Here is a 16,312-nt window from a genome sequence, read left to right as displayed (position 1 = left end):
CGTCAGAAGTGGTGAACGATCAGGGAACCACCACGATCTTGCCGCGAGTGTGGCCGGTACGGCTGGCGTCGAAGGCCTCGGCGGCCTTCTCCAGCGGGAACGTCCCGGAGACCTCGACGATCAGCGCGCCCAGGTCGGCCAGACCGGCCAGTTCGGCCAGCTTGGCGCCGTCCGGGCGGACCCAGACCCAGTGGCCGCCGTGCTGCTCCACCGTGGGGTCGGCCACCGAGGCATGCCGCCCGCCGGGCGCCAGCACCGCCAGCGTGGTCTCCAACTGCCCGCCGACGAAGTCCGCCACGGTCGACACTCCCCCGGGGGCCAGCGCCCGGACCCGCTCGACCAGGCCGTCCCCGTAGGTCACCGGCTCGGCGCCCAGGCGGCGCACGAACGCATGGTTGCGCTCGGAGGCGGTGCCGATCACCTGCGCCCCGCGCGCCGCGCCGAGTTGCACGGCCAGGCTGCCCACCCCGCCGGCGGCGCCGTGCACCAGCAGGATGTCGTCCCTCTCGACCGCCAGCCAGTCCAGGCTGCGCAGCGCGGTCAGGCCTGCCAGCGGGAGACCGCCGGCCTGCGCCCAGTCCAGGCCGGCGGGCTTGCGGGCCACCGCCGAGGCGTCGACCGCGATGTACTCGGCGAAGGTACCGCCGTGCACCGTCTCCTTGCGGGCGTAGGACATCACCTCGTCGCCGGGCGCGAACTCCGGCGCGTCGGGGCCGGTCCGGACCACGACCCCGGCCACGTCCCAGCCGGGGATCACCGGGAAGACCGCGTCCATCAGGGGGTCCAGGCCGCCCGCCATCACCTTCCAGTCCACCGGGTTGACCCCGGCCGCCCGCACGGCGATGAGCACCTGGCCGGGGGCCACCTTGGGCTCGGGCAGCTCGCCGTAGCGCAGCCGGGAGTTGTCGGGGGCGTACGCGTCGTAGCTCACCGCGCGCATGAACGGACCTCCAGGTGGCCGGGTCTGTTGATCTGACGCTCCGTCGCCCGCGTCGTGGCAGCATGCTGCCCGGGTCGCGGCAGCGTGCCGCACGGGTGGTGGCAGCCTGCCGCCCGCATCGGGGCGCCGCTCGCCAGGCTATGCCGCCGAGCCCGGCACGACACGGCGGCGCGACCCCTACCGCAAATGTTGAAAAAATAAACAGTGGATGCTCTGTAGTAATGTCGAACGCGAGTACCACGAGCCCTGCAGCAAGCCACTCGCAACCACGGAGAACCTGTGCCCAGCATCAAGGCGTACGGCGCCACGTCCGCGACCGACCCGCTCGTCCCGCTCACCATCGAGCGCCGCGAGGTCGGGCCGCGCGACATCCAGATCGAGATCAAGTACAGCGGCATCTGCCACTCCGACCTCCACACCGTGCGCGGCGAGTGGGGCGACCGGCCCTACCCGCTGGTTCCCGGCCACGAGATAGCCGGCATCGTCACCGCCGTCGGCTCCGAGGTCACCAAGCACGCCGTCGGCGACCGGGTCGGCGTCGGCTGCATGGTCAACTCCTGCCGGGAGTGCGTCAACTGCCGCCGCGGCCAGGAGCAGTACTGCCTGGGCGAGACCGTCTTCACCTACGGCTCGGTCGACCGGGACGGCACCATCACCCAGGGCGGCTACGCCACTCACGTGGTCACCGACGAGGCCTTCGTGGTCCGCATTCCACAGGGCCTCCCGCTGGACGCCGCCGCACCGCTGCTCTGCGCCGGCATCACCACCTACTCGCCGCTGCGCCGCTTCGGCGCCGGCCCGGGCAAGAAGGTCGCGGTGGTCGGCCTGGGCGGCCTCGGCCACCTGGGCGTCAAGCTCGCCCACGCGATGGGCGCCGAGGTCACGGTGCTGTCGCAGTCGCTGAAGAAGCTGGACGACGGCAAGAAGCTGGGCGCCGACCGCTTCTACGCGACCAGCGACCCGGCCACCTTCGAACAGCTGGCCGGCGAGTTCGACATCGTGCTCAACACGGTGAGCGCCAAGCTCGACCTGGACGCCTACCTGTCCCTGGTCGCCAGCGGCGGCACCATGGTCAGCGTCGGCGCCCCGCCGGAGCCCCTGGCGCTCAACGCCTTCTCGCTGATCAGCATGGGCCGCAACTACGCCGGTTCGATGATCGGCGGCATCGCGGAGACCCAGGAGATGCTGGACTTCTGCGGTGAGCACGGCGTCACCGCCGAGATCGAGCTGATCCCGGCCGACCAGATCAACGCGGCGTACGAGCGGATGCTCGCCTCCGACGTGCGCTACCGGTTCGTGATCGACACCGCGACCCTGGGCTGACGCCCGCCGCGCCGGATCTCCCCGACCGGGCACCTCGGAAGGTGCGGTCGGGGAGATCCGCGTGCTTCGGCCGTGACCGCCGACCCGTGCGGCCTGACGGACCGTCATGGCCGCATGATCCGGCCGCCTCTCCCCGCGCATGGTCCTTCCCGACTGATCGTCATATCGCCTCCGTCAGAAGCGGATCGAGCGCAGCAGGGCGAGATCCGCGCTCGGCGATGCGCTCGGCCGGCCGGGCTGCGGAACCGCCGTAGGCGACCATCAGGGCGAGCTCCATGACCTGGACCTGCGCAGAGCCGGCGGCGGTGTGAGGCTCGCCCTCCGCCAGTGCCGCGCTGATCCGGTCCGAGTGGAGCAACTCGCCATCGAGACGCCGGGCCAGCGGATCGCGGGCCGTGTCCGGCAGCATTCCACGCGGCTGTGACAGCCGGCCTGCCGCGGACACCTGCCTCCCCACGCCGCGCCCGCCCGCGGCCCTCCGCTTGGCGCCCTCCGCTCGGCGAAAAGACGAAGATATGAAAACTCGCTGCGTCTTGACCTTCTCTTGGGATACGGTCCGGCGGTGACCGATCAGACCCATGAGCTTGTGGAGACCGCCACGCCGGCAGCCGGCAAGGACAGCACCTGGAGTGCGGGCGGTCAGGTGGTGGCGGCGCTGGCGCTCGGCGCGGTGATCATGGCGGGCCTGTGGGGGCTGAACATGGTCGGCGGGTCGTCGACGGCGAGCGGCAAACCCGCCACCTGTGCGCCGCCCAAGGCCACGGACTCCCCCGAGTACCCGGCACTGTGCGCCGCACTCAACCGCCCCGACCTGCCGGCCCTGCTCGGCACCCCCACCGAACACGTCTCGGAAGCGCAGTCCGGGGGCGGCCCGATCACCTTCGCGGACGGGACGAAGCATGACGACGCCTCGGCGGAGATCCAGGCCGGCCCGATCAACGTGCGTCTGACCGACAACCAGGAGCTCCCCTTCACGGACTACACCACCTTCCTGGGCCCGAAATCCGAGTCGACCTCGGTCCTCGGCCACCCCGCGGTGACGTACTCGGACCACACCACGGCCATCGGCTTCAGCCTGAACGGCGGGCACGCCACCACGAGCCCCGGCGGCATCGCCCGCCATCTCGTCGTCGCCAAGGGCACCCAGGGCGGCGGGTCCTTCGAGCTCACCATCTGGCGGCAGGACGACCAAACCCCGGACGACGCAGCCCTCTTCCGGACCGCCGTACTGGTGCTCCCCTCGCTCCAGGGATGGGGCACGGGCTCATAACCCCACGGTTCCTTCACGAAGTGGAGCCGGCCTCAGGAAACGATGGGCGAGGGGTGGAGCTGGGTGGCACCCGGCGGCTCGTACGGCGTCGGCGTCGTCCAGGCGACGGGCGACGGCGACGGGCGACGGCGACGGGCGACGAAGACCCGCCACCCGTCCGCCCACGCCGGGTGCCGCCATGAGACGCTGCGCAGCAGGAAACACCAGCGTTATCACGGAGAGGCACCCCATTGACCACCGCCATTGACCACCGCGCCGCCGTTGCAGCCGAGACCGCCGCGTTCGTGGAAGCCGTCAGGGCGGCCGACCTGACCACTCCCGTGCCGACCTGCCCCGGCTGGGCGTTGAGCGACTTGATCCAGCACGCCGGCAGTGTGCAGCGCTGGTTCGCCACGCTGCTGCGCCAGCGGATCCAGGAGCGGCCGCGCAGCCGGGACGTGGACCTGAAGCTGCCCGCCGACTCGCAGACCCTCCCCGGCTGGCTGGCCGACAGCTCCGCCGAGGCCGCCGACGCGTTCGGCACCATCGAGTCCGACGCGCCGATGTGGGCCTGGGGTGCGGACCAGCACGCCCGCTTCTGGGCCCGCCGGATGCTCTTCGAGACCCTGGTGCACCGCGTGGACGCCGAGCTCGCGCTCGGTCTGAGCCCGGCGATCGACCGCCGCCTCGCGGCGGACGGCGTGGCGGAGTTCCTGGTGAACCTGCCGTTCGCCGCGTCCTTCGCCCCCGGCACCGCCGAGCTGCGCGCCGCCGACCGGAGCATCCGGTTCAGCTGCTCCGACGGCGACGGCGACTGGCTGGTCCGGCTGCGCCCGGACGGCTTCGGGATCGACCCCGACGCCACCGACGCCGACCAGGCCGACGCCACCGTCCAGGCCCCGGCGGCCGACCTGCTGCTGCTCCTCTACGGACGGCTGGACCGCACGGCCGCCGGCATCCGCACCGCCGGCGACGAGACGCTGCTCGACCTCTGGCTCGCGCACTCGGCGTTCTAGCCCGTCGGTCGGCGTTCTTCCGGCCCGTCGCGCACAGCGCTGGGGGCAGCAAGCGGATTTCGCGGATTTGCTGATGCACTGTCAGAAATGCGAGAGGCTTGACGACTGTCCCCAGCACGTGACGACGAGGTCAGGGGGAAGGACATGGCCGAGCCCGGTGGTCTCAAGCAGTTGAAGGAACGGTTGGAGGACCAGTGGTCCCGCTGCGTCCCCGAGCTGCGCGGTTCCGGCAGAGCGCTGCCAGGTGATGCCATGGTGCGCCGGGATGTGGCCGACTCCTGGTTGCGGTCGCTGGGCACTGTGGACCCGGCGCAGACCAGCGCGCCGGTGGCCGGTGACGGCGCGGTGCACCCGCAGTGGTCCGAGTCACCACTGCGCGCGCCGGTGCACGACCTGGCCGACCAACTGCGTTGCCTGGCCGATGACATGGGCTACATCACCGCGGTGACCGACCAGTCGGGCACCATTCTGTGGACCTGCGGCGGCCGGGCGATGCTGCGGCGGGCCGAGCGCGTCAACTTCGCGCCGGGCGGCCGCTGGGACGAGCCGGCGATGGGCACCAACGCACTCTCACTGGCACTGTGCACCGGCCGGCCCAGCACCGTCTTCTCCGCCGAGCACCTGGTGGCGGCACTGCACGGCTGGGTCTGCTACTGCGCACCGATCCGCGATCCACACGGCCGACTCCTCGGGGTGCTCGACCTGTCCAGCACCTGGGACCGGGCGAACCCGATGGCGATGGCCACCGTGCGCGCACTGGTGTCCGGCATCGAGGCCGGGGTGCGCGCCAACTCCGCATCGCAGCAGCCCCGCCCGGCACCGGCCGAGGTGCGGCTCAGCGTGCTGGGCCGGGCCGAGCTGACGGTCGGCGGGAAGCAGCTGCGGCTGCCGCCACGGCAGTTGGAGATCCTCACCCTGCTGGCGCTGGAGCCCGACGGCTTCACACCGGAGCGGCTCCGAGACGCGCTCTACGCCGACCGGCCGGTCGCCGCGGCCACCTTCCGAGCCGAGGTCTCACACCTGCGGCGCGCGCTGCCTGGCACCGTGGCGACCCGGACCTACGCGCTGACCGCACCGCTCTCCTGCGACGCACTGGAAGTCCTGCAATCCGTGGCCTGCGGCGCGGTGGCGCGGGCCGTGCGCCACTACCGGGGGCCGCTGCTGCCGCGCTCGCAGGCGCCGGGAATCGCCCAGTGGCGCGAGCACATCGAGGTGGCCGTGCGCGAGGCGGTCCTGGTCAGCCCCGATCCCGAGCACGCCCTACGCTACGGCGGCCGGACACCGTACGACCTCACGGTCCATGAGCACGCCCTGCGCACCCTGCCGCCCCACGACCCGCGCCGCGCCCTCGCCGCCGGCCGGCTCGCAGCCGCGCAGCACGACTGAGCCCACTGCCACTCTGATCATCACCGCCAAGGTCAGCTGTAGACGCAGATCACGCCACACCCACGGCAGACACCGGCACCTGGGAGGGCTGACGAAGACGCGCCAGGCGGTCCTTGGTCCACTCGGTGTGGCGTTGGCGCAGCTTGGCGGCGGTCAGGTCGGTGCGGCCGAGGTCGTGGTAGTTGGGCACCCAGGTCTCGACGGTGCGGTAGGAGTTGGTGAGCGCGAAGAGGTCCCACAGCGCCACATCGGAGAGTTTCTCGCCGGCGGCTTCCTGGTACGCGGTCAGGAAGACCTCGGCGGCGTCGGGGCCGTGCAGCAGTACCAGGTCGAGTCGGCACCAGCTCACGTCGAAGCCGCGTGGCGCGAGCGACGCTCCCGACCAGTCGACGATGCCGGTGATCACGTCGTCCTGCCACAGCACGTTGCCGGACCAGTAGTCGTAGTGCGTCAGGACCGGCGGCTGGCCGGCCAGGCGGTCGGCGTGGGCGGCCAGGATCGGCGCGGCGGGGCCCCGGCCACCGGAGCGGGCGACGGAGGCCGAGGCGGCCAGGCCGTCGCGGAGACCGGACAGCCGGGCGAGCGGGACGGAGTGGATGCGGGCCAGGGCGCGGCCCAGCTGCTCCGCCGCCGTCTCCGGGCAGGCCGGCGTGATGTCGGCGTGCCCGGGAAGGCGGGTGATCAGGACGGCCGGTTCACCGAACCGCAGCCCGTCCGGGTCGGCACCGGCAAGCCGCGGTGCCCAGCCGTCCAGCCCGTCGATGGCCGCCAACACCCGTGCCTCGTAGGCCGGTGCGCGGTCGCCCGGCGGAAATCGCCGCAGCACCAGCTCGGTTGAGGAGTCCGGGGTGCGGAGGAGGTGGGTGGCGGCGTGCGCACCGCCGGCGAGGCGCTGGGCGGCCCAGCCGTCAGCGGCGGGGCCGGCGAGCTCGCTTGCCCAGGCGAGCGCCGCTGGGGGCGGGGGTGAGTCGATCACCGGGCCATGGTGATACCGCCGTTGGCCAAGGGCAACCGGATTCCCGCACGCGGGGCGTCAGAACACCCCCGCCAACGGCCCGTTCGCGCCTCTCACGGCACCATCACCACCAGCACCGGCCCGGTCGCGAAGGGCATGGTGCCGCCGTCGGGCAGGGTGAACGAGGTGCCGGCGGCGGGGTCGGGGCGGCTCCAGTGGGTGGCCCACACCTTGCCGTCGCGCAGCACCTCCGCCTGGCCCGATCCGGTGCTCTGGGTGAACACCTCGTTGTCGGGGTGCCCGGCGTTGAAGTCGGTGAACTGCCCGGGCACGATGCTGACGTGCTGGACGACCACGGTCGCGGTGCCGGACCACGCCGAGTGGCCGTCCACGGACACGTCGTAGCCGCTGCCGTTGAAGTGGACGCCGAGGGACGCGGCAGGCAGGTGCCAGGTCATGTCGGTGAGCGCGGTGCCGCCGCCCGGTGCGGCGCCGAACGCGAAGCCCGGGGAACGGGCGGGCACGGACGGGTACTTGGCGAGGATCTGGTGCGGATCGATGAAGGTGGGGTCCATGGCGCGGTTGCTGAACGCACCGGGGTCGTCGAAGGGGGTGACGGTCTGCAGGTCGGCGTGGTCGAGCAGCGGTATCAGCCCGCTGATCGCGCCGCTGTAGGCGAAGTCGAGGCGCCCGTACTGCTGGAGGAGCGGGATGTCGGTCTGCCGGGCCGAGCGGACCGGGCCGATCTTGTCGGGCAGGTGGTTGGCGTCGTAGACGGCGAGGAACCGGGAGAGTCCGCCCTCGACCTGGACCCAGTACACGATGTCGGCCTGGCCGAGCCCGTGCTGGATCTGCTGGATGTTGCGGCCCACGTTGTCGATCTTCACGGCGAGCAGGTTGCCCGCGGTGCCGCTGTTGTCGAGCGGGTTCGCGGCCTGCCCCGTCGGGGACGGGGACGGCGGCGGGGGCTTGTGCGCGCTGCTGCTGCAGCCCTGGACGGCGATGAGCCCGGCGACTCCGGCTCCGGCCACCGCGAGCGGCAGTCGATGTCTGCGCATTGGTGTCACCCCTTGACAGCTGGGTGGAACCGGCCGACGGCGCGCACGCCGGGGCCCTCATCCCTTTGTATACGCAACCGCCGAGTCCGTGAAGCCCCGCGGTTGCCACGCACTCCGAAACAGGTGATCAGTCGGTCGGCACCCGGATCGTCGTCACCGACTGCTGCCGGGGGTTGAGCGGACTGCTGCCGTCGTTGCGGCTGCTGACCGAGGTCGGGTAGTCGACCTGCTGCGCTGACCGCATGTCAACGAGGGGGACGACGGTCGCGAACGTCACCCCCCTCGTCCCACCGCTGGTCGTCCCTCACCCCAGGTCGCGGCGGCGCAGCCCGAGCAGTCCGGCCGCGGCGAGCAGGCCGCTCAGCAGGCTCAGCCACAGCAGCGGCGCGGCGTGCAGGGCGCCGCCGGGGAGCCTCGGCACATGCGTGAAGGGCGACAGGTCGAGCAGCCAGTGGCCGGCGTTCAGCGTCGGGCCGAGGAACGAGATGAGCAGCAGCAGCCCGAGCAGCCCCCAGACCCCCGTGGTCCACTGCGGCCGCAGACCGAACAGCGCGGTGCCCGCCGCCGCGAACAGCCATACCGCGGGCGCCTGGACCAGCCCGGCCGCGAGCAGTCGGCCGATCCAGCCGCCGGTGTCCCCGAGTACGGCCCCCGTGCCCAGTCCCATCGCGAGTGCGCCGGCCTCCAGCAGCACGACCGTGCCCAGCAGCGGGTACAGCAGGTGCCCGCCGGCCCAGGACAGGCGGCCGACGGCGGTGGCCAGCACCGGCTCGGCGCGGCCGCCGGTCTCCTCCTCGCGCAGGCGCAGCACGGTCTGCACGGGGTAGACCGCGACGGCCATGGCGAGGAACGTCATGCAAGTGGACAGGTAGGAGTCGACGGCGCCGGTGGTGCCGCCCAGCCGCGCCAGGATCTGTGCGGTCTCGGGCGTGTCGTTGATGAGCTGCCGCAGGCCCTTGCTGACGCCGCCGAGCACGAATCCGAAGACGATCAGCCCGGCCGCCCAGGCCCGCAGCGCGGCCCGCTGCAACCGCCAGGCCAGGCCCAGCGGTCGACCGAGCTCCGCGCCCGCCGTCGCCGGGCCGGGGCGCTGCGGCAGCAGGCCACCGCCGAGGTCGCGCCGGGCGAGCAGCAGGTAGGCGGCGGCGATCTCCACACCGGCGGCGGCGAGCAGCAGGCCGAGCGCCCACCAGTGGTCGCCGCCGTACGGGCGGACGCGTGCGGCCCAGCTCAGCGGCGAGAGCCAGCCGATCCAGGACGGGCCGCCGCTGCCTGCCGCGTCGCCGACCGCCCGCAGCAGGAACGCCGCGCCCAGGGCCGCGCCGGCAAGGCCGTTGGCCGCGCGGGCGGTCTGGGTGACCTGCGCGGTCACGGCGGTCAGGCCGGCGAAGAGCAGGCCCACGGCGGGGAAGACCAGCGCGAACGCGAGCGAGCCCGCCGCGTTCTGGCCCAGGCCGAGCAGCAGCGCCAGCACGGCGGCCGCGATCGCGAGGCCCGCCGACCCTGCGGTGACCAGGGCCGCGGTCAGCGGCGCCCGGCGGTCCACCGCACCCGCTGCGACGAGTTCGAGCCGGCCCGACTCCTCCTCGGCCCGGGTGTGCCGGGTGACCAGCAGCTGGCTCAGCAGCGCGATCATCACCGGGCCGATCGCCAGCATCCGCCAACTCGTCAGCGCGCCCAGCGAGTGGGTGTCGTACAGCGGGCCGTACAGGGCGCGCAGCGAGGCGTTGGCGTTGACGCTCAGCGCGAGGTTGTCGCGCGAGCCCTGCGACGGGTACAGCTGCCGCAGCGACACGGCGGTGCCGGCCACCGACGCGACCAGTGCGTAGAGCCAGACCGGGAGCATGATCCGGTCGCGGCGCAGCGCGAGGCGCAGCAGCACGGGCAGTCCAGCGGTCATGCCTGCGGCTCCAACTCGCTTGCGGTGCCTTCGTAGTGGCGCAGGAACAGTTCCTCCAGAGTGGGCGGCCTGCTGACCAGCGACCGCACGCCTGCGCGGGTCAGGGCGACCAGCAGGGCGTCCAGGTGCTGCGCGTCCACCTGGCAGCGCAGCCGGTTGCCGTCGTACTGGACGTCGTGCAGCCCGGGTAGCTCCGCCAAGCCCCGTACCGGCGTGGCGAGTTCGGCCTCCACCGAGGTCCTGGTGAGGTGCCGCAGCTCGGCGAGGGTGCCGGTCTCCACGGTGCGGCCGGCCCGGATGATGCTGACCCGGTCGCACAGCGCCTCGACCTCGGACAGGATGTGGCTGGACAGCAGCACGGTGCGCCCGCGGCTGCGTTCCTCGGCCACGCACTGGCGGAACACCTCCTCCATGAGCGGATCCAGCCCGGAGGTGGGCTCGTCCAGGATGAGCAGTTGCGCGTCCGAGGCGAAGGCGGCGACCAGGGCGACCTTCTGCCGGTTCCCCTTGGAGTAGGCGTTGCCCTTCTTGGTCGGGTCGAGCTCGAATCGTTCGAGCAGCTCGCCGCGCCGGGCTGCGGCTATACCGCCGCGCAGCCGCCCGAGCAGGTCGATGACCTCGCCGCCGGTGAGGTTGCGCCACAGGGTGACGTCACCGGGTACGTAGGCGATGCGGCGGTGCAGTGCCACCGCGTCCCGCCAGGGGTCGCCGCCGAGTAACTGCGCGGATCCGGAGTCGGCCCGGATCAGCCCGAGCAGCGCCCGGATGGTGGTGGACTTCCCAGCGCCGTTGGGGCCGAGGAAGCCGTGGACCTCTCCCTCGGCGACGCTCAGATCGAGGCCGTCGAGGGCGCGTGTCCGGCCGAAGGTCTTCACCAGGCCGGATACCGAGATTGCGGTTGACATGCCGCTCACGCTACACGTAATTCATAATTTTCTGAATGTTCTGAACTGGTGAACGCCCACGATAGGCTGAGCGCATGGGAACCAGTGGGGATGCGGCCAGTGGGGATCCCGGCGGCGGGGCTGCCGGGGGTGCGGTGGACCAGCAGGCGCTGCGCGACTTCGTCGAGCGCTTCGCGGGCGTGATGACCGAAAGCGGGATGCAGCGGATGCCCGCGCGGGTCTTCGCCGCGCTGCTCGCCACCGACTCCGGCCGCCTGACCGCCGCCGAGCTCGCGGAGCGGCTGGAGGTCAGCCCGGCGGCCGTCTCCGGCGCGATCGGCTACCTCTCCCAGGTCCACCTGGTCGTTCGTGAGCGCGAGCCCGGTTCGCGCCGCGACCGCTACCGCGTGCTGGACGACGTCTGGCAGGAGGCCCTGATCAACCGGGACCGGACCCTGGCCCTGTGGGAGACCAGCCTCACCGAGGGCGTCGAACTGCTCGGTGCGGACTCCCCCGCCGGCGCGCGCCTGAACTCCTCCCGGGCCCTCTTCAGCTTCCTGCGCCGCGAGATGCCGCTGCTGATCGAGCGCTGGTACCAGGAACGCGACCGGCTCGCCGCCGAGCACTGACCTCCTCAACTGCGGCCACGGCCGCCATGCGGGGTGTCAGCACGAGCCCGAAGTCGGACCCGTTCAACAGCCGGGCGGCGCGATCGCCTCGACATCGGCGACCGATACCCCGTCATGGCACCCACCAGGCACCCCGCTCGCGCCATGCCGCTGCGCAATGGCGGCCATAAGCAACACGCCTGGCGGCGCGTTGCCGCCGGGCGCGCCGCGGTGCTTCGCTGGAGGGCGAACAAGGCACGGACGGCGTGCGGATCCCCCGGACGCGAATGACCAGACGACAAAGGGGCTGTCCATGATCTCCCTCTCCCTCGCGGGCAAGGTGGCGCTGGTGACCGGCGCCACCAGCGGCATCGGTGCGGCCACCGCGACCGCCCTGGCCGAGCAGGGCGCACACGTCCTGGTCGCGGGCCGCAATGCGGCGCGCGGCGAGGCCGTGGTGGCGGCGATCCGCGAAGGCGGCGGCAAGGCCGACTTCGTCGCCGCCGAGCTGCGCGACGCCGCCGCCGTGCGCCGACTCGCCCGTACGGCGACCGAGCTCGGCGGCGGCCGGGTGGACGTCCTGGTCAACAACGCCGGCGTCTACCCGTTCAAGATGACCGAGGAGGTGACCGAGGAGGAGTTCGACGCCGTCTTCTCCATCAACGTCAAGGCGGTGTTCTTCCTGGTGGCCGAGCTCGCCCCGGCGATGGCGGACCGCGGTGCGGGCGCGATCGTCAACATCAGCACCCAGGTCGCCTCCTACGGCGCACCGGGCATGTCGCTGTACGGCTCCAGCAAGGCGGCGGTCAACCTGCTGACCCGTACCTGGGCCGCCGAGTACGGCCCGCGCGGTGTGCGGGTCAACACCGTGGGCGTCGGCCCCACCCGCACCGAGGGCAGCGCGCCCATGGGCGAGAGCCTCGACGAGCTGGCCGCCGAGGCCCCGGCGGGCCGGCCCGCGGAGGCCGAGGAGATCGCCGCGGCCGTCGTCTACCTGGCCAGTGACGCGGCCGGCTTCGTGCACGGCGCCATCCTGCCGGTCGACGGCGGGCGCACCGCCGTCTGAGCCGCACCCGCCAACCGCTTCAGTGGGCCTGCGCCGGATCCAGTCCGGCGACGAGCCGGCCCACGTCCCGGCGCCGCGAGTCGGCCGCCCAGACCGCCCAGGTCCGGCGCACCAGCGGGTGGCCGACCAGCGGCGCCCAGGTGACCCCGTCGGACACCGGTTGCGACCAGTCCGGCGGGGCGAGCGCGAACGCCCTTCCCGCGCTGACGGCCGCGAGCTTCACCTCGGCGATCAGTCGCTGCCCGTGCGGGGCCGCCGCGCCGAGCGTGTGGCCGTGGCTGCGCAGGATCGCCGTCAACTCGTCGAACCAGGCCGGGCTGTCGGAGCGCGGGAACGCCAGCCATTCGAATCCGGACAGCGCTTCGAGTGCGATCCCCTGCGGGCCCAGCAGATTCGCCGCGCGGTCCGAGGCGAGCAGCACGCCCAGGCGCTCACGGGACACCAGCAGGGAGTCGAACCCCGCCACCGCGGGCCGCTCGCGCAGCAGCCCCACCTCCAACTCCCCTGCGCGCAGCGCGCCCGTCTGCTCGGCCGTGGAGAGATGGCGGACCAGCACCCGGGTGGCCGGCGACGCCTCCGCGAGCCGCGCCAGCGCGGGCGCCAGCACCGCGGCCGGGAGCTCCAGCGGAACGCCGACCCTCAGCGCACCGCCGTCCGCGTCCAGGAACGCGGCCATCGCCCGCACCGCCTGGCCATGGCGGGCGATCACCGCTCGTGCCTCGCCCAGCAGGACGTCGCCCACCTCGGTCGGTCGCACGCCTGTGCTGCTGCGCACCAGCAGCGCGACCCGCAACTCCCGTTCCAGGCCTGCCACCGTCTGCGACAGCGCGGGCTGGCTCACATGCAGCCGGCGCGCGGCGGCAGAGAAGCCGCCCTCTTCGACCACGGCGACGAACGCCTGCAACTCACGCAGCTCCATGCCCACATCGCACCACATCGGGTGGATGACTTCGGCGGCACGGGAGTGTCGTGGCCGAATCCCCGCCGGAGTGCCCCAGTCTCGTTTCCAAAAGGAGGCGATGATCATGGCCGCCGTGTGCCGCTCCAGAGGTCTCACCCCTGCCGCGTTGCTGACTCTTGCGGTGCTGGCTACTGCCACGGCGTGCAGCAGCGGCAAGGCTCCCGCTCCGGGGAGCAGCCCCCCGGGTCCAGGGAGCAGCCCCACGGCCGGCGGGCAGGCGGCGACCGTCACCGTGACCGAGAAGGAGTACTCCCTCGGCCTCTCGCAGACGCAGGTCGCGCCCGGCACCTACACGTTCGTCGCGGACAACGCCGGGACGATCGCCCATGCCCTGGCCATCTCGGGCCCCGGTGTGAGCCCGACGCAGACCTCCGCCATCTCCCCGGGTAGCAAGGCGCAGTTCACGGTCACGCTCCAGCAGGGAAGTTACGAGCTGTGGTGCCCGATCGACGGCCACAAGGCCCTCGGCATGGACACCCACATCCAGGTCGGGGCGGCAGGCTCGACTTCACCGTCCGGTGGCGCCACGCCGAGCAGCACCGGTGCCGGCGGTGCCTACTAGATCGCGCCCCGGGCGGCGGGCGGCGCGGGCACGGCGAACGGAGTACCGATCCGCCACCTGCCGCATGTCATCACGAATAGTAGCGGTTCGAGTACTTATTGTATTTTCATGTGTACTCACACTCTGCCCGCGCTCGGCCGCGGGCTCACCTCGCTCACGATTGCGCTCGCCATCGGAACGGCGGCCGCGGCCGCCCCCGCCGCAGCCGTCTCCGACGGGGCCTTCCTCCACGGCCTGACCACCATCGACAAGGTCGCCTCGACCGTCCCCGCCAACGGCGACCAGAACCCCTACGGCACCGTCGTCATCAAGCACGACGCAGGCGATCTGCACCAGGGCAACGTCCTGGTCAGCAACTTCAACAACGGCCAGAACCAGCAGGGCACCGGCACCACCCTGGTGCAGGTCAGCCCGCAGGGCACGGCGACGGTCTTCGCCCAGATCGACCCGGCCCACCTGCCCGGCCCGTGCCCCGGCGGGGTCGGGCTCACCACCGCGCTGAGCGTGCTGCCCGGCGGCTGGGTGGTGGTCGGCAGCCTGCCCACCAGCGACGGCACCTCCGCCACCGCCCGGGCCGGCTGCCTGCTGGTGCTCGACAGCCACGGAACGGTGAAGGAGACCCTCACCGGCGACGGCATCAACGGCCCCTGGGACATGACGGCCGTCAGCCACGAAGACCACACCGACCTGTTCGTCACCAACGTGCTCAACGGCACCGTGGCCGGCGGCGGCAAGGAAGTCGACCGGGGCACGGTGCTGCGCATCGCCCTGAAGGATCACGGTGACCAACCGCCGGAGCGGGTGAAGACCACGGAGATCGGCTCCGGCTTCGCCCAGAAGACCGATCCGAACGCCCTGGTGATCGGCCCGACCGGAGTGGGCCTCGGCGAGGACGGCACGCTCTACGTCGCCGACACCGTCAAGAACCGGATCACCGCCATCCCGCACGCGGTGGAGCGCGAGGACAGCGCCGGCACCGGACGCGTCGTCAGCGCCGACCACCACCTGAACGGCCCGCTCGGCTTGGCCATCGCCCCGAACGGCAACATCCTCACCGTCAACGGCGGCGACGGCAACATCGTCGAGACCACCCCGGGCGGCGACCAGGTGGCCCACCGGCTGCTGGACAGCAGCGGCAACCCGCCCGGCGCGGGAGCCCTGTTCGGGCTGGCGGTCGACCAGGACTGCGACTCGGTCTACTTCGTCGACGACGCCACCAACTTCCTCAACGTGCTCCACTGACCTGACCACGCAGAAAGATCGGGCTCCCCGGGCCGTCGTGGCGCGGGGAGCCTGCCCTTGTGGTGCGACGGCTCCCTGTGGGCCGGGGTGTCCCGCCGGCGGACTGCAGCCGGCCGGCTCAGCGCAAGGCCGGGCCGCGCAGGAGCAGCAGGGCCAGGTCGAGGGCGCTGAGGGCGATGGTGAGCAGGAACGGCAGGCGGCTGTCCGGGTGCCGGGGGCGGGGAAGGGCGGCGACCGTGGCGAGTCCGGTCGCCGCGGCCAGTCCGGTCCAGCCCACCGGTCCTGGTGGTCCGGGCGGGCCGAGGGCGAGGGCGGCGGAGGCCGCGAGCAGGGTGAGGGCGGCGAGGCCGCGGCTGCGGGTGCGTCCGAGCCGGTGGGGGAATCCGTGAATCCCGCAGGCCAGGTCCGCGTCGATGTCCGGCAGCACATTGGTGAGGTGGGCACCGACGCCGAGCAGTGCTCCGGCCGCGAGCAGCCAGGCCGGTGGCCACGGGTGGTCGGGCAGGCCGAGGGTGACGAAGGCGGGCAGCAGCGCGAACGCCAGCGCATAGGGGGCCCAGGACCAGCGGGTGCGTTTGAGGACGGCGTTGTAGGCCAGCGCGGCGGCCACCGCCACGAGGTGCGCGAAGCCCGCTGCGGCGCCCGATGCGAGGGAGAGCGGTACGCAGGCCGCGGCCGCCCCGCAGGCGGCGGCAGCGGCGGACGAGGGGGCCAGGGTGCCGACGGCCAGGGGCTTGTCGCGTCGCCCCGCGCGGATGTCGCGTCTCACGTCGATCAGGTCGTTGCTCCAGCCGACGCAGAGCTGGCCACTGAGCACGGCGAGCGCCACCAGCAGGCACCCTGCCGGGCCGCGTCCCACGGCTACGGCGAGCGCCGTGGCCATGCCACTGACGGCGACGGCCGGCACGGGGTGGGCGGCCAGCAGCAGCGCGACCGGCGAGCCGGTTCGACGCGGCACGGCTTCGATGGGCACCCGTCGATGCTAGGGCCTCTCGTATGGATCAGGTCGGACCAGCGCGCGGCTCCCCCATAGGCAACCGACGACAACGCAGCGTGGGGGTCCCTCCCGGCCGAAGGCCGGCGGCGTGCGTGCTCCGACGCCGCGCGCCCGGCACGATCCATAAGAGCGGCCCTCCGGCGGTCGAAACCTGAAGGTGCGTCA

Annotated in this window: 16 protein-coding genes; 8 read left to right on the top strand and 8 right to left on the bottom strand. The window is 72.7% G+C overall.

Translation table 11 applies throughout. The features are described 5' to 3' along the window. Nucleotides 1–19: 19 nt before the first annotated feature. Nucleotides 20–940, bottom strand: a complete 921-nt coding sequence (locus P3T35_RS36095; protein WP_101378469.1) for an NADP-dependent oxidoreductase — start codon at nucleotides 938–940, stop codon at nucleotides 20–22. A gap of 279 nt (nucleotides 941–1,219) precedes the next feature. On the opposite strand from P3T35_RS36095, the gene P3T35_RS36090 reads away from it, so the two are divergent. Continuing rightward, on the top strand, nucleotides 1,220–2,263 hold the full coding sequence (locus tag P3T35_RS36090; RefSeq protein ID WP_101378470.1) for an NAD(P)-dependent alcohol dehydrogenase: 1,044 nt from the start codon (nucleotides 1,220–1,222) through the stop codon (nucleotides 2,261–2,263). 160 nt (nucleotides 2,264–2,423) lie between these two features. Here the strand turns inward: P3T35_RS36090 and P3T35_RS36085 are convergent, their stop codons facing one another. Further along, entirely contained in the window at nucleotides 2,424–2,672 is a 249-nt protein-coding gene (locus tag P3T35_RS36085; protein WP_101378471.1) for a hypothetical protein, read from the bottom strand. Nucleotides 2,673–2,825: 153 nt separating this feature from the next. Between P3T35_RS36085 and P3T35_RS36080 the strand changes: the two genes are divergently transcribed. From P3T35_RS36080 to P3T35_RS36070, 3 genes are all read left to right on the top strand, one after another. Continuing rightward, entirely contained in the window at nucleotides 2,826–3,533 is a 708-nt protein-coding gene (locus tag P3T35_RS36080) for a DUF6215 domain-containing protein (RefSeq protein ID WP_101378472.1), read from the top strand. A 230-nt stretch (nucleotides 3,534–3,763) separates the two neighbouring features. Further along, nucleotides 3,764–4,528, top strand: coding sequence for a maleylpyruvate isomerase family mycothiol-dependent enzyme (locus tag P3T35_RS36075; protein ID WP_101378473.1), 765 nt, complete (start codon nucleotides 3,764–3,766; stop codon nucleotides 4,526–4,528). Nucleotides 4,529–4,672: 144 nt separating this feature from the next. Beyond that, nucleotides 4,673–5,914, top strand: a complete 1,242-nt coding sequence (locus P3T35_RS36070; protein ID WP_101378474.1) for a helix-turn-helix domain-containing protein — start codon at nucleotides 4,673–4,675, stop codon at nucleotides 5,912–5,914. A 49-nt stretch (nucleotides 5,915–5,963) separates the two neighbouring features. On the opposite strand, the gene P3T35_RS36065 is transcribed toward P3T35_RS36070, so the two are convergent. The 4 genes from P3T35_RS36065 to P3T35_RS36050 form a co-directional block, all read right to left on the bottom strand. After that, nucleotides 5,964–6,890: a phosphotransferase gene (locus P3T35_RS36065; RefSeq protein ID WP_218976618.1), complete on the bottom strand. Its 927-nt coding sequence runs from the start codon at nucleotides 6,888–6,890 to the stop codon at nucleotides 5,964–5,966. Nucleotides 6,891–6,982: 92 nt separating this feature from the next. After that, on the bottom strand, nucleotides 6,983–7,927 hold the full coding sequence (locus P3T35_RS36060; RefSeq protein ID WP_101378475.1) for a DUF3048 domain-containing protein: 945 nt from the start codon (nucleotides 7,925–7,927) through the stop codon (nucleotides 6,983–6,985). A 304-nt stretch (nucleotides 7,928–8,231) separates the two neighbouring features. Next, nucleotides 8,232–9,827, bottom strand: a complete 1,596-nt coding sequence (locus P3T35_RS36055; protein ID WP_101378476.1) for an ABC transporter permease — start codon at nucleotides 9,825–9,827, stop codon at nucleotides 8,232–8,234. Beyond that, on the bottom strand, nucleotides 9,824–10,732 hold the full coding sequence (locus P3T35_RS36050) for an ABC transporter ATP-binding protein (RefSeq protein ID WP_101378477.1): 909 nt from the start codon (nucleotides 10,730–10,732) through the stop codon (nucleotides 9,824–9,826). Before P3T35_RS36050 ends, P3T35_RS36055 begins: the two co-directional genes overlap by 4 nt. Nucleotides 10,733–10,806: 74 nt before the next feature. On the opposite strand from P3T35_RS36050, the gene P3T35_RS36045 reads away from it, so the two are divergent. Both P3T35_RS36045 and P3T35_RS36040 read left to right on the top strand, forming a co-directional pair. Then, on the top strand, nucleotides 10,807–11,340 hold the full coding sequence (locus P3T35_RS36045; RefSeq protein WP_101378478.1) for a MarR family transcriptional regulator: 534 nt from the start codon (nucleotides 10,807–10,809) through the stop codon (nucleotides 11,338–11,340). 292 nt (nucleotides 11,341–11,632) lie between these two features. Continuing rightward, nucleotides 11,633–12,385, top strand: a complete 753-nt coding sequence (locus P3T35_RS36040; protein WP_101378479.1) for an SDR family oxidoreductase — start codon at nucleotides 11,633–11,635, stop codon at nucleotides 12,383–12,385. 19 nt (nucleotides 12,386–12,404) lie between these two features. On the opposite strand, the gene P3T35_RS36035 is transcribed toward P3T35_RS36040, so the two are convergent. Beyond that, complete coding sequence (locus tag P3T35_RS36035; RefSeq protein WP_101378480.1) at nucleotides 12,405–13,304, bottom strand: LysR family transcriptional regulator; 900 nt, start codon at nucleotides 13,302–13,304, stop codon at nucleotides 12,405–12,407. Between the two features lie 274 nt (nucleotides 13,305–13,578). Here P3T35_RS36035 and P3T35_RS36030 point away from each other — a divergent pair, with 274 nt between their 5' ends. Together P3T35_RS36030 and P3T35_RS36025 are read left to right on the top strand one after the other, a co-directional pair. Beyond that, nucleotides 13,579–13,908 (top strand): hypothetical protein, encoded by a 330-nt coding sequence (locus P3T35_RS36030; protein WP_143676692.1) that lies wholly within the window; start codon nucleotides 13,579–13,581, stop codon nucleotides 13,906–13,908. A gap of 108 nt (nucleotides 13,909–14,016) precedes the next feature. Further along, nucleotides 14,017–15,150 carry a hypothetical protein gene (locus P3T35_RS36025; RefSeq protein ID WP_280709265.1) on the top strand — a complete coding sequence of 378 codons (1,134 nt, stop codon included), beginning with the start codon at nucleotides 14,017–14,019 and terminating at the stop codon, nucleotides 15,148–15,150. A 118-nt stretch (nucleotides 15,151–15,268) separates the two neighbouring features. On the opposite strand, the gene P3T35_RS36020 is transcribed toward P3T35_RS36025, so the two are convergent. Then, on the bottom strand, nucleotides 15,269–16,123 hold the full coding sequence (locus P3T35_RS36020) for a UbiA family prenyltransferase (protein WP_280709263.1): 855 nt from the start codon (nucleotides 16,121–16,123) through the stop codon (nucleotides 15,269–15,271). Nucleotides 16,124–16,312 lie beyond the last annotated feature (189 nt).

The sequence above is a fragment of the Kitasatospora sp. GP30 genome, assembly GCF_029892145.1.
Classification (GTDB): domain Bacteria; phylum Actinomycetota; class Actinomycetes; order Streptomycetales; family Streptomycetaceae; genus Kitasatospora; species Kitasatospora acidiphila.
Note: the sequence above shows the minus strand (reverse complement) of the source record. Positions and strands in the feature narration are given on the sequence as shown.

What these genes read in the sequence shown, in the direction of transcription:
- P3T35_RS36060 (WP_101378475.1), bottom strand. Translation starts at nt 7,927, where the DNA reads ATGCGCAGACATCGACTGCCGCTCGCGGTGGCCGGAGCCGGAGTCGCC.
- P3T35_RS36055 (WP_101378476.1), bottom strand. Translation starts at nt 9,827, where the DNA reads ATGACCGCTGGACTGCCCGTGCTGCTGCGCCTCGCGCTGCGCCGCGAC.
- P3T35_RS36035 (WP_101378480.1), bottom strand. Translation starts at nt 13,304, where the DNA reads ATGGAGCTGCGTGAGTTGCAGGCGTTCGTCGCCGTGGTCGAAGAGGGC.
- P3T35_RS36085 (WP_101378471.1), bottom strand. Translation starts at nt 2,672, where the DNA reads ATGCTGCCGGACACGGCCCGCGATCCGCTGGCCCGGCGTCTCGATGGC.
- P3T35_RS36045 (WP_101378478.1), top strand. Translation starts at nt 10,807, where the DNA reads ATGGGAACCAGTGGGGATGCGGCCAGTGGGGATCCCGGCGGCGGGGCT.
- P3T35_RS36025 (WP_280709265.1), top strand. Translation starts at nt 14,017, where the DNA reads ATGTGTACTCACACTCTGCCCGCGCTCGGCCGCGGGCTCACCTCGCTC.
- P3T35_RS36040 (WP_101378479.1), top strand. Translation starts at nt 11,633, where the DNA reads ATGATCTCCCTCTCCCTCGCGGGCAAGGTGGCGCTGGTGACCGGCGCC.
- P3T35_RS36050 (WP_101378477.1), bottom strand. Translation starts at nt 10,732, where the DNA reads ATGTCAACCGCAATCTCGGTATCCGGCCTGGTGAAGACCTTCGGCCGG.
- P3T35_RS36070 (WP_101378474.1), top strand. Translation starts at nt 4,673, where the DNA reads ATGGCCGAGCCCGGTGGTCTCAAGCAGTTGAAGGAACGGTTGGAGGAC.
- P3T35_RS36095 (WP_101378469.1), bottom strand. Translation starts at nt 940, where the DNA reads ATGCGCGCGGTGAGCTACGACGCGTACGCCCCCGACAACTCCCGGCTG.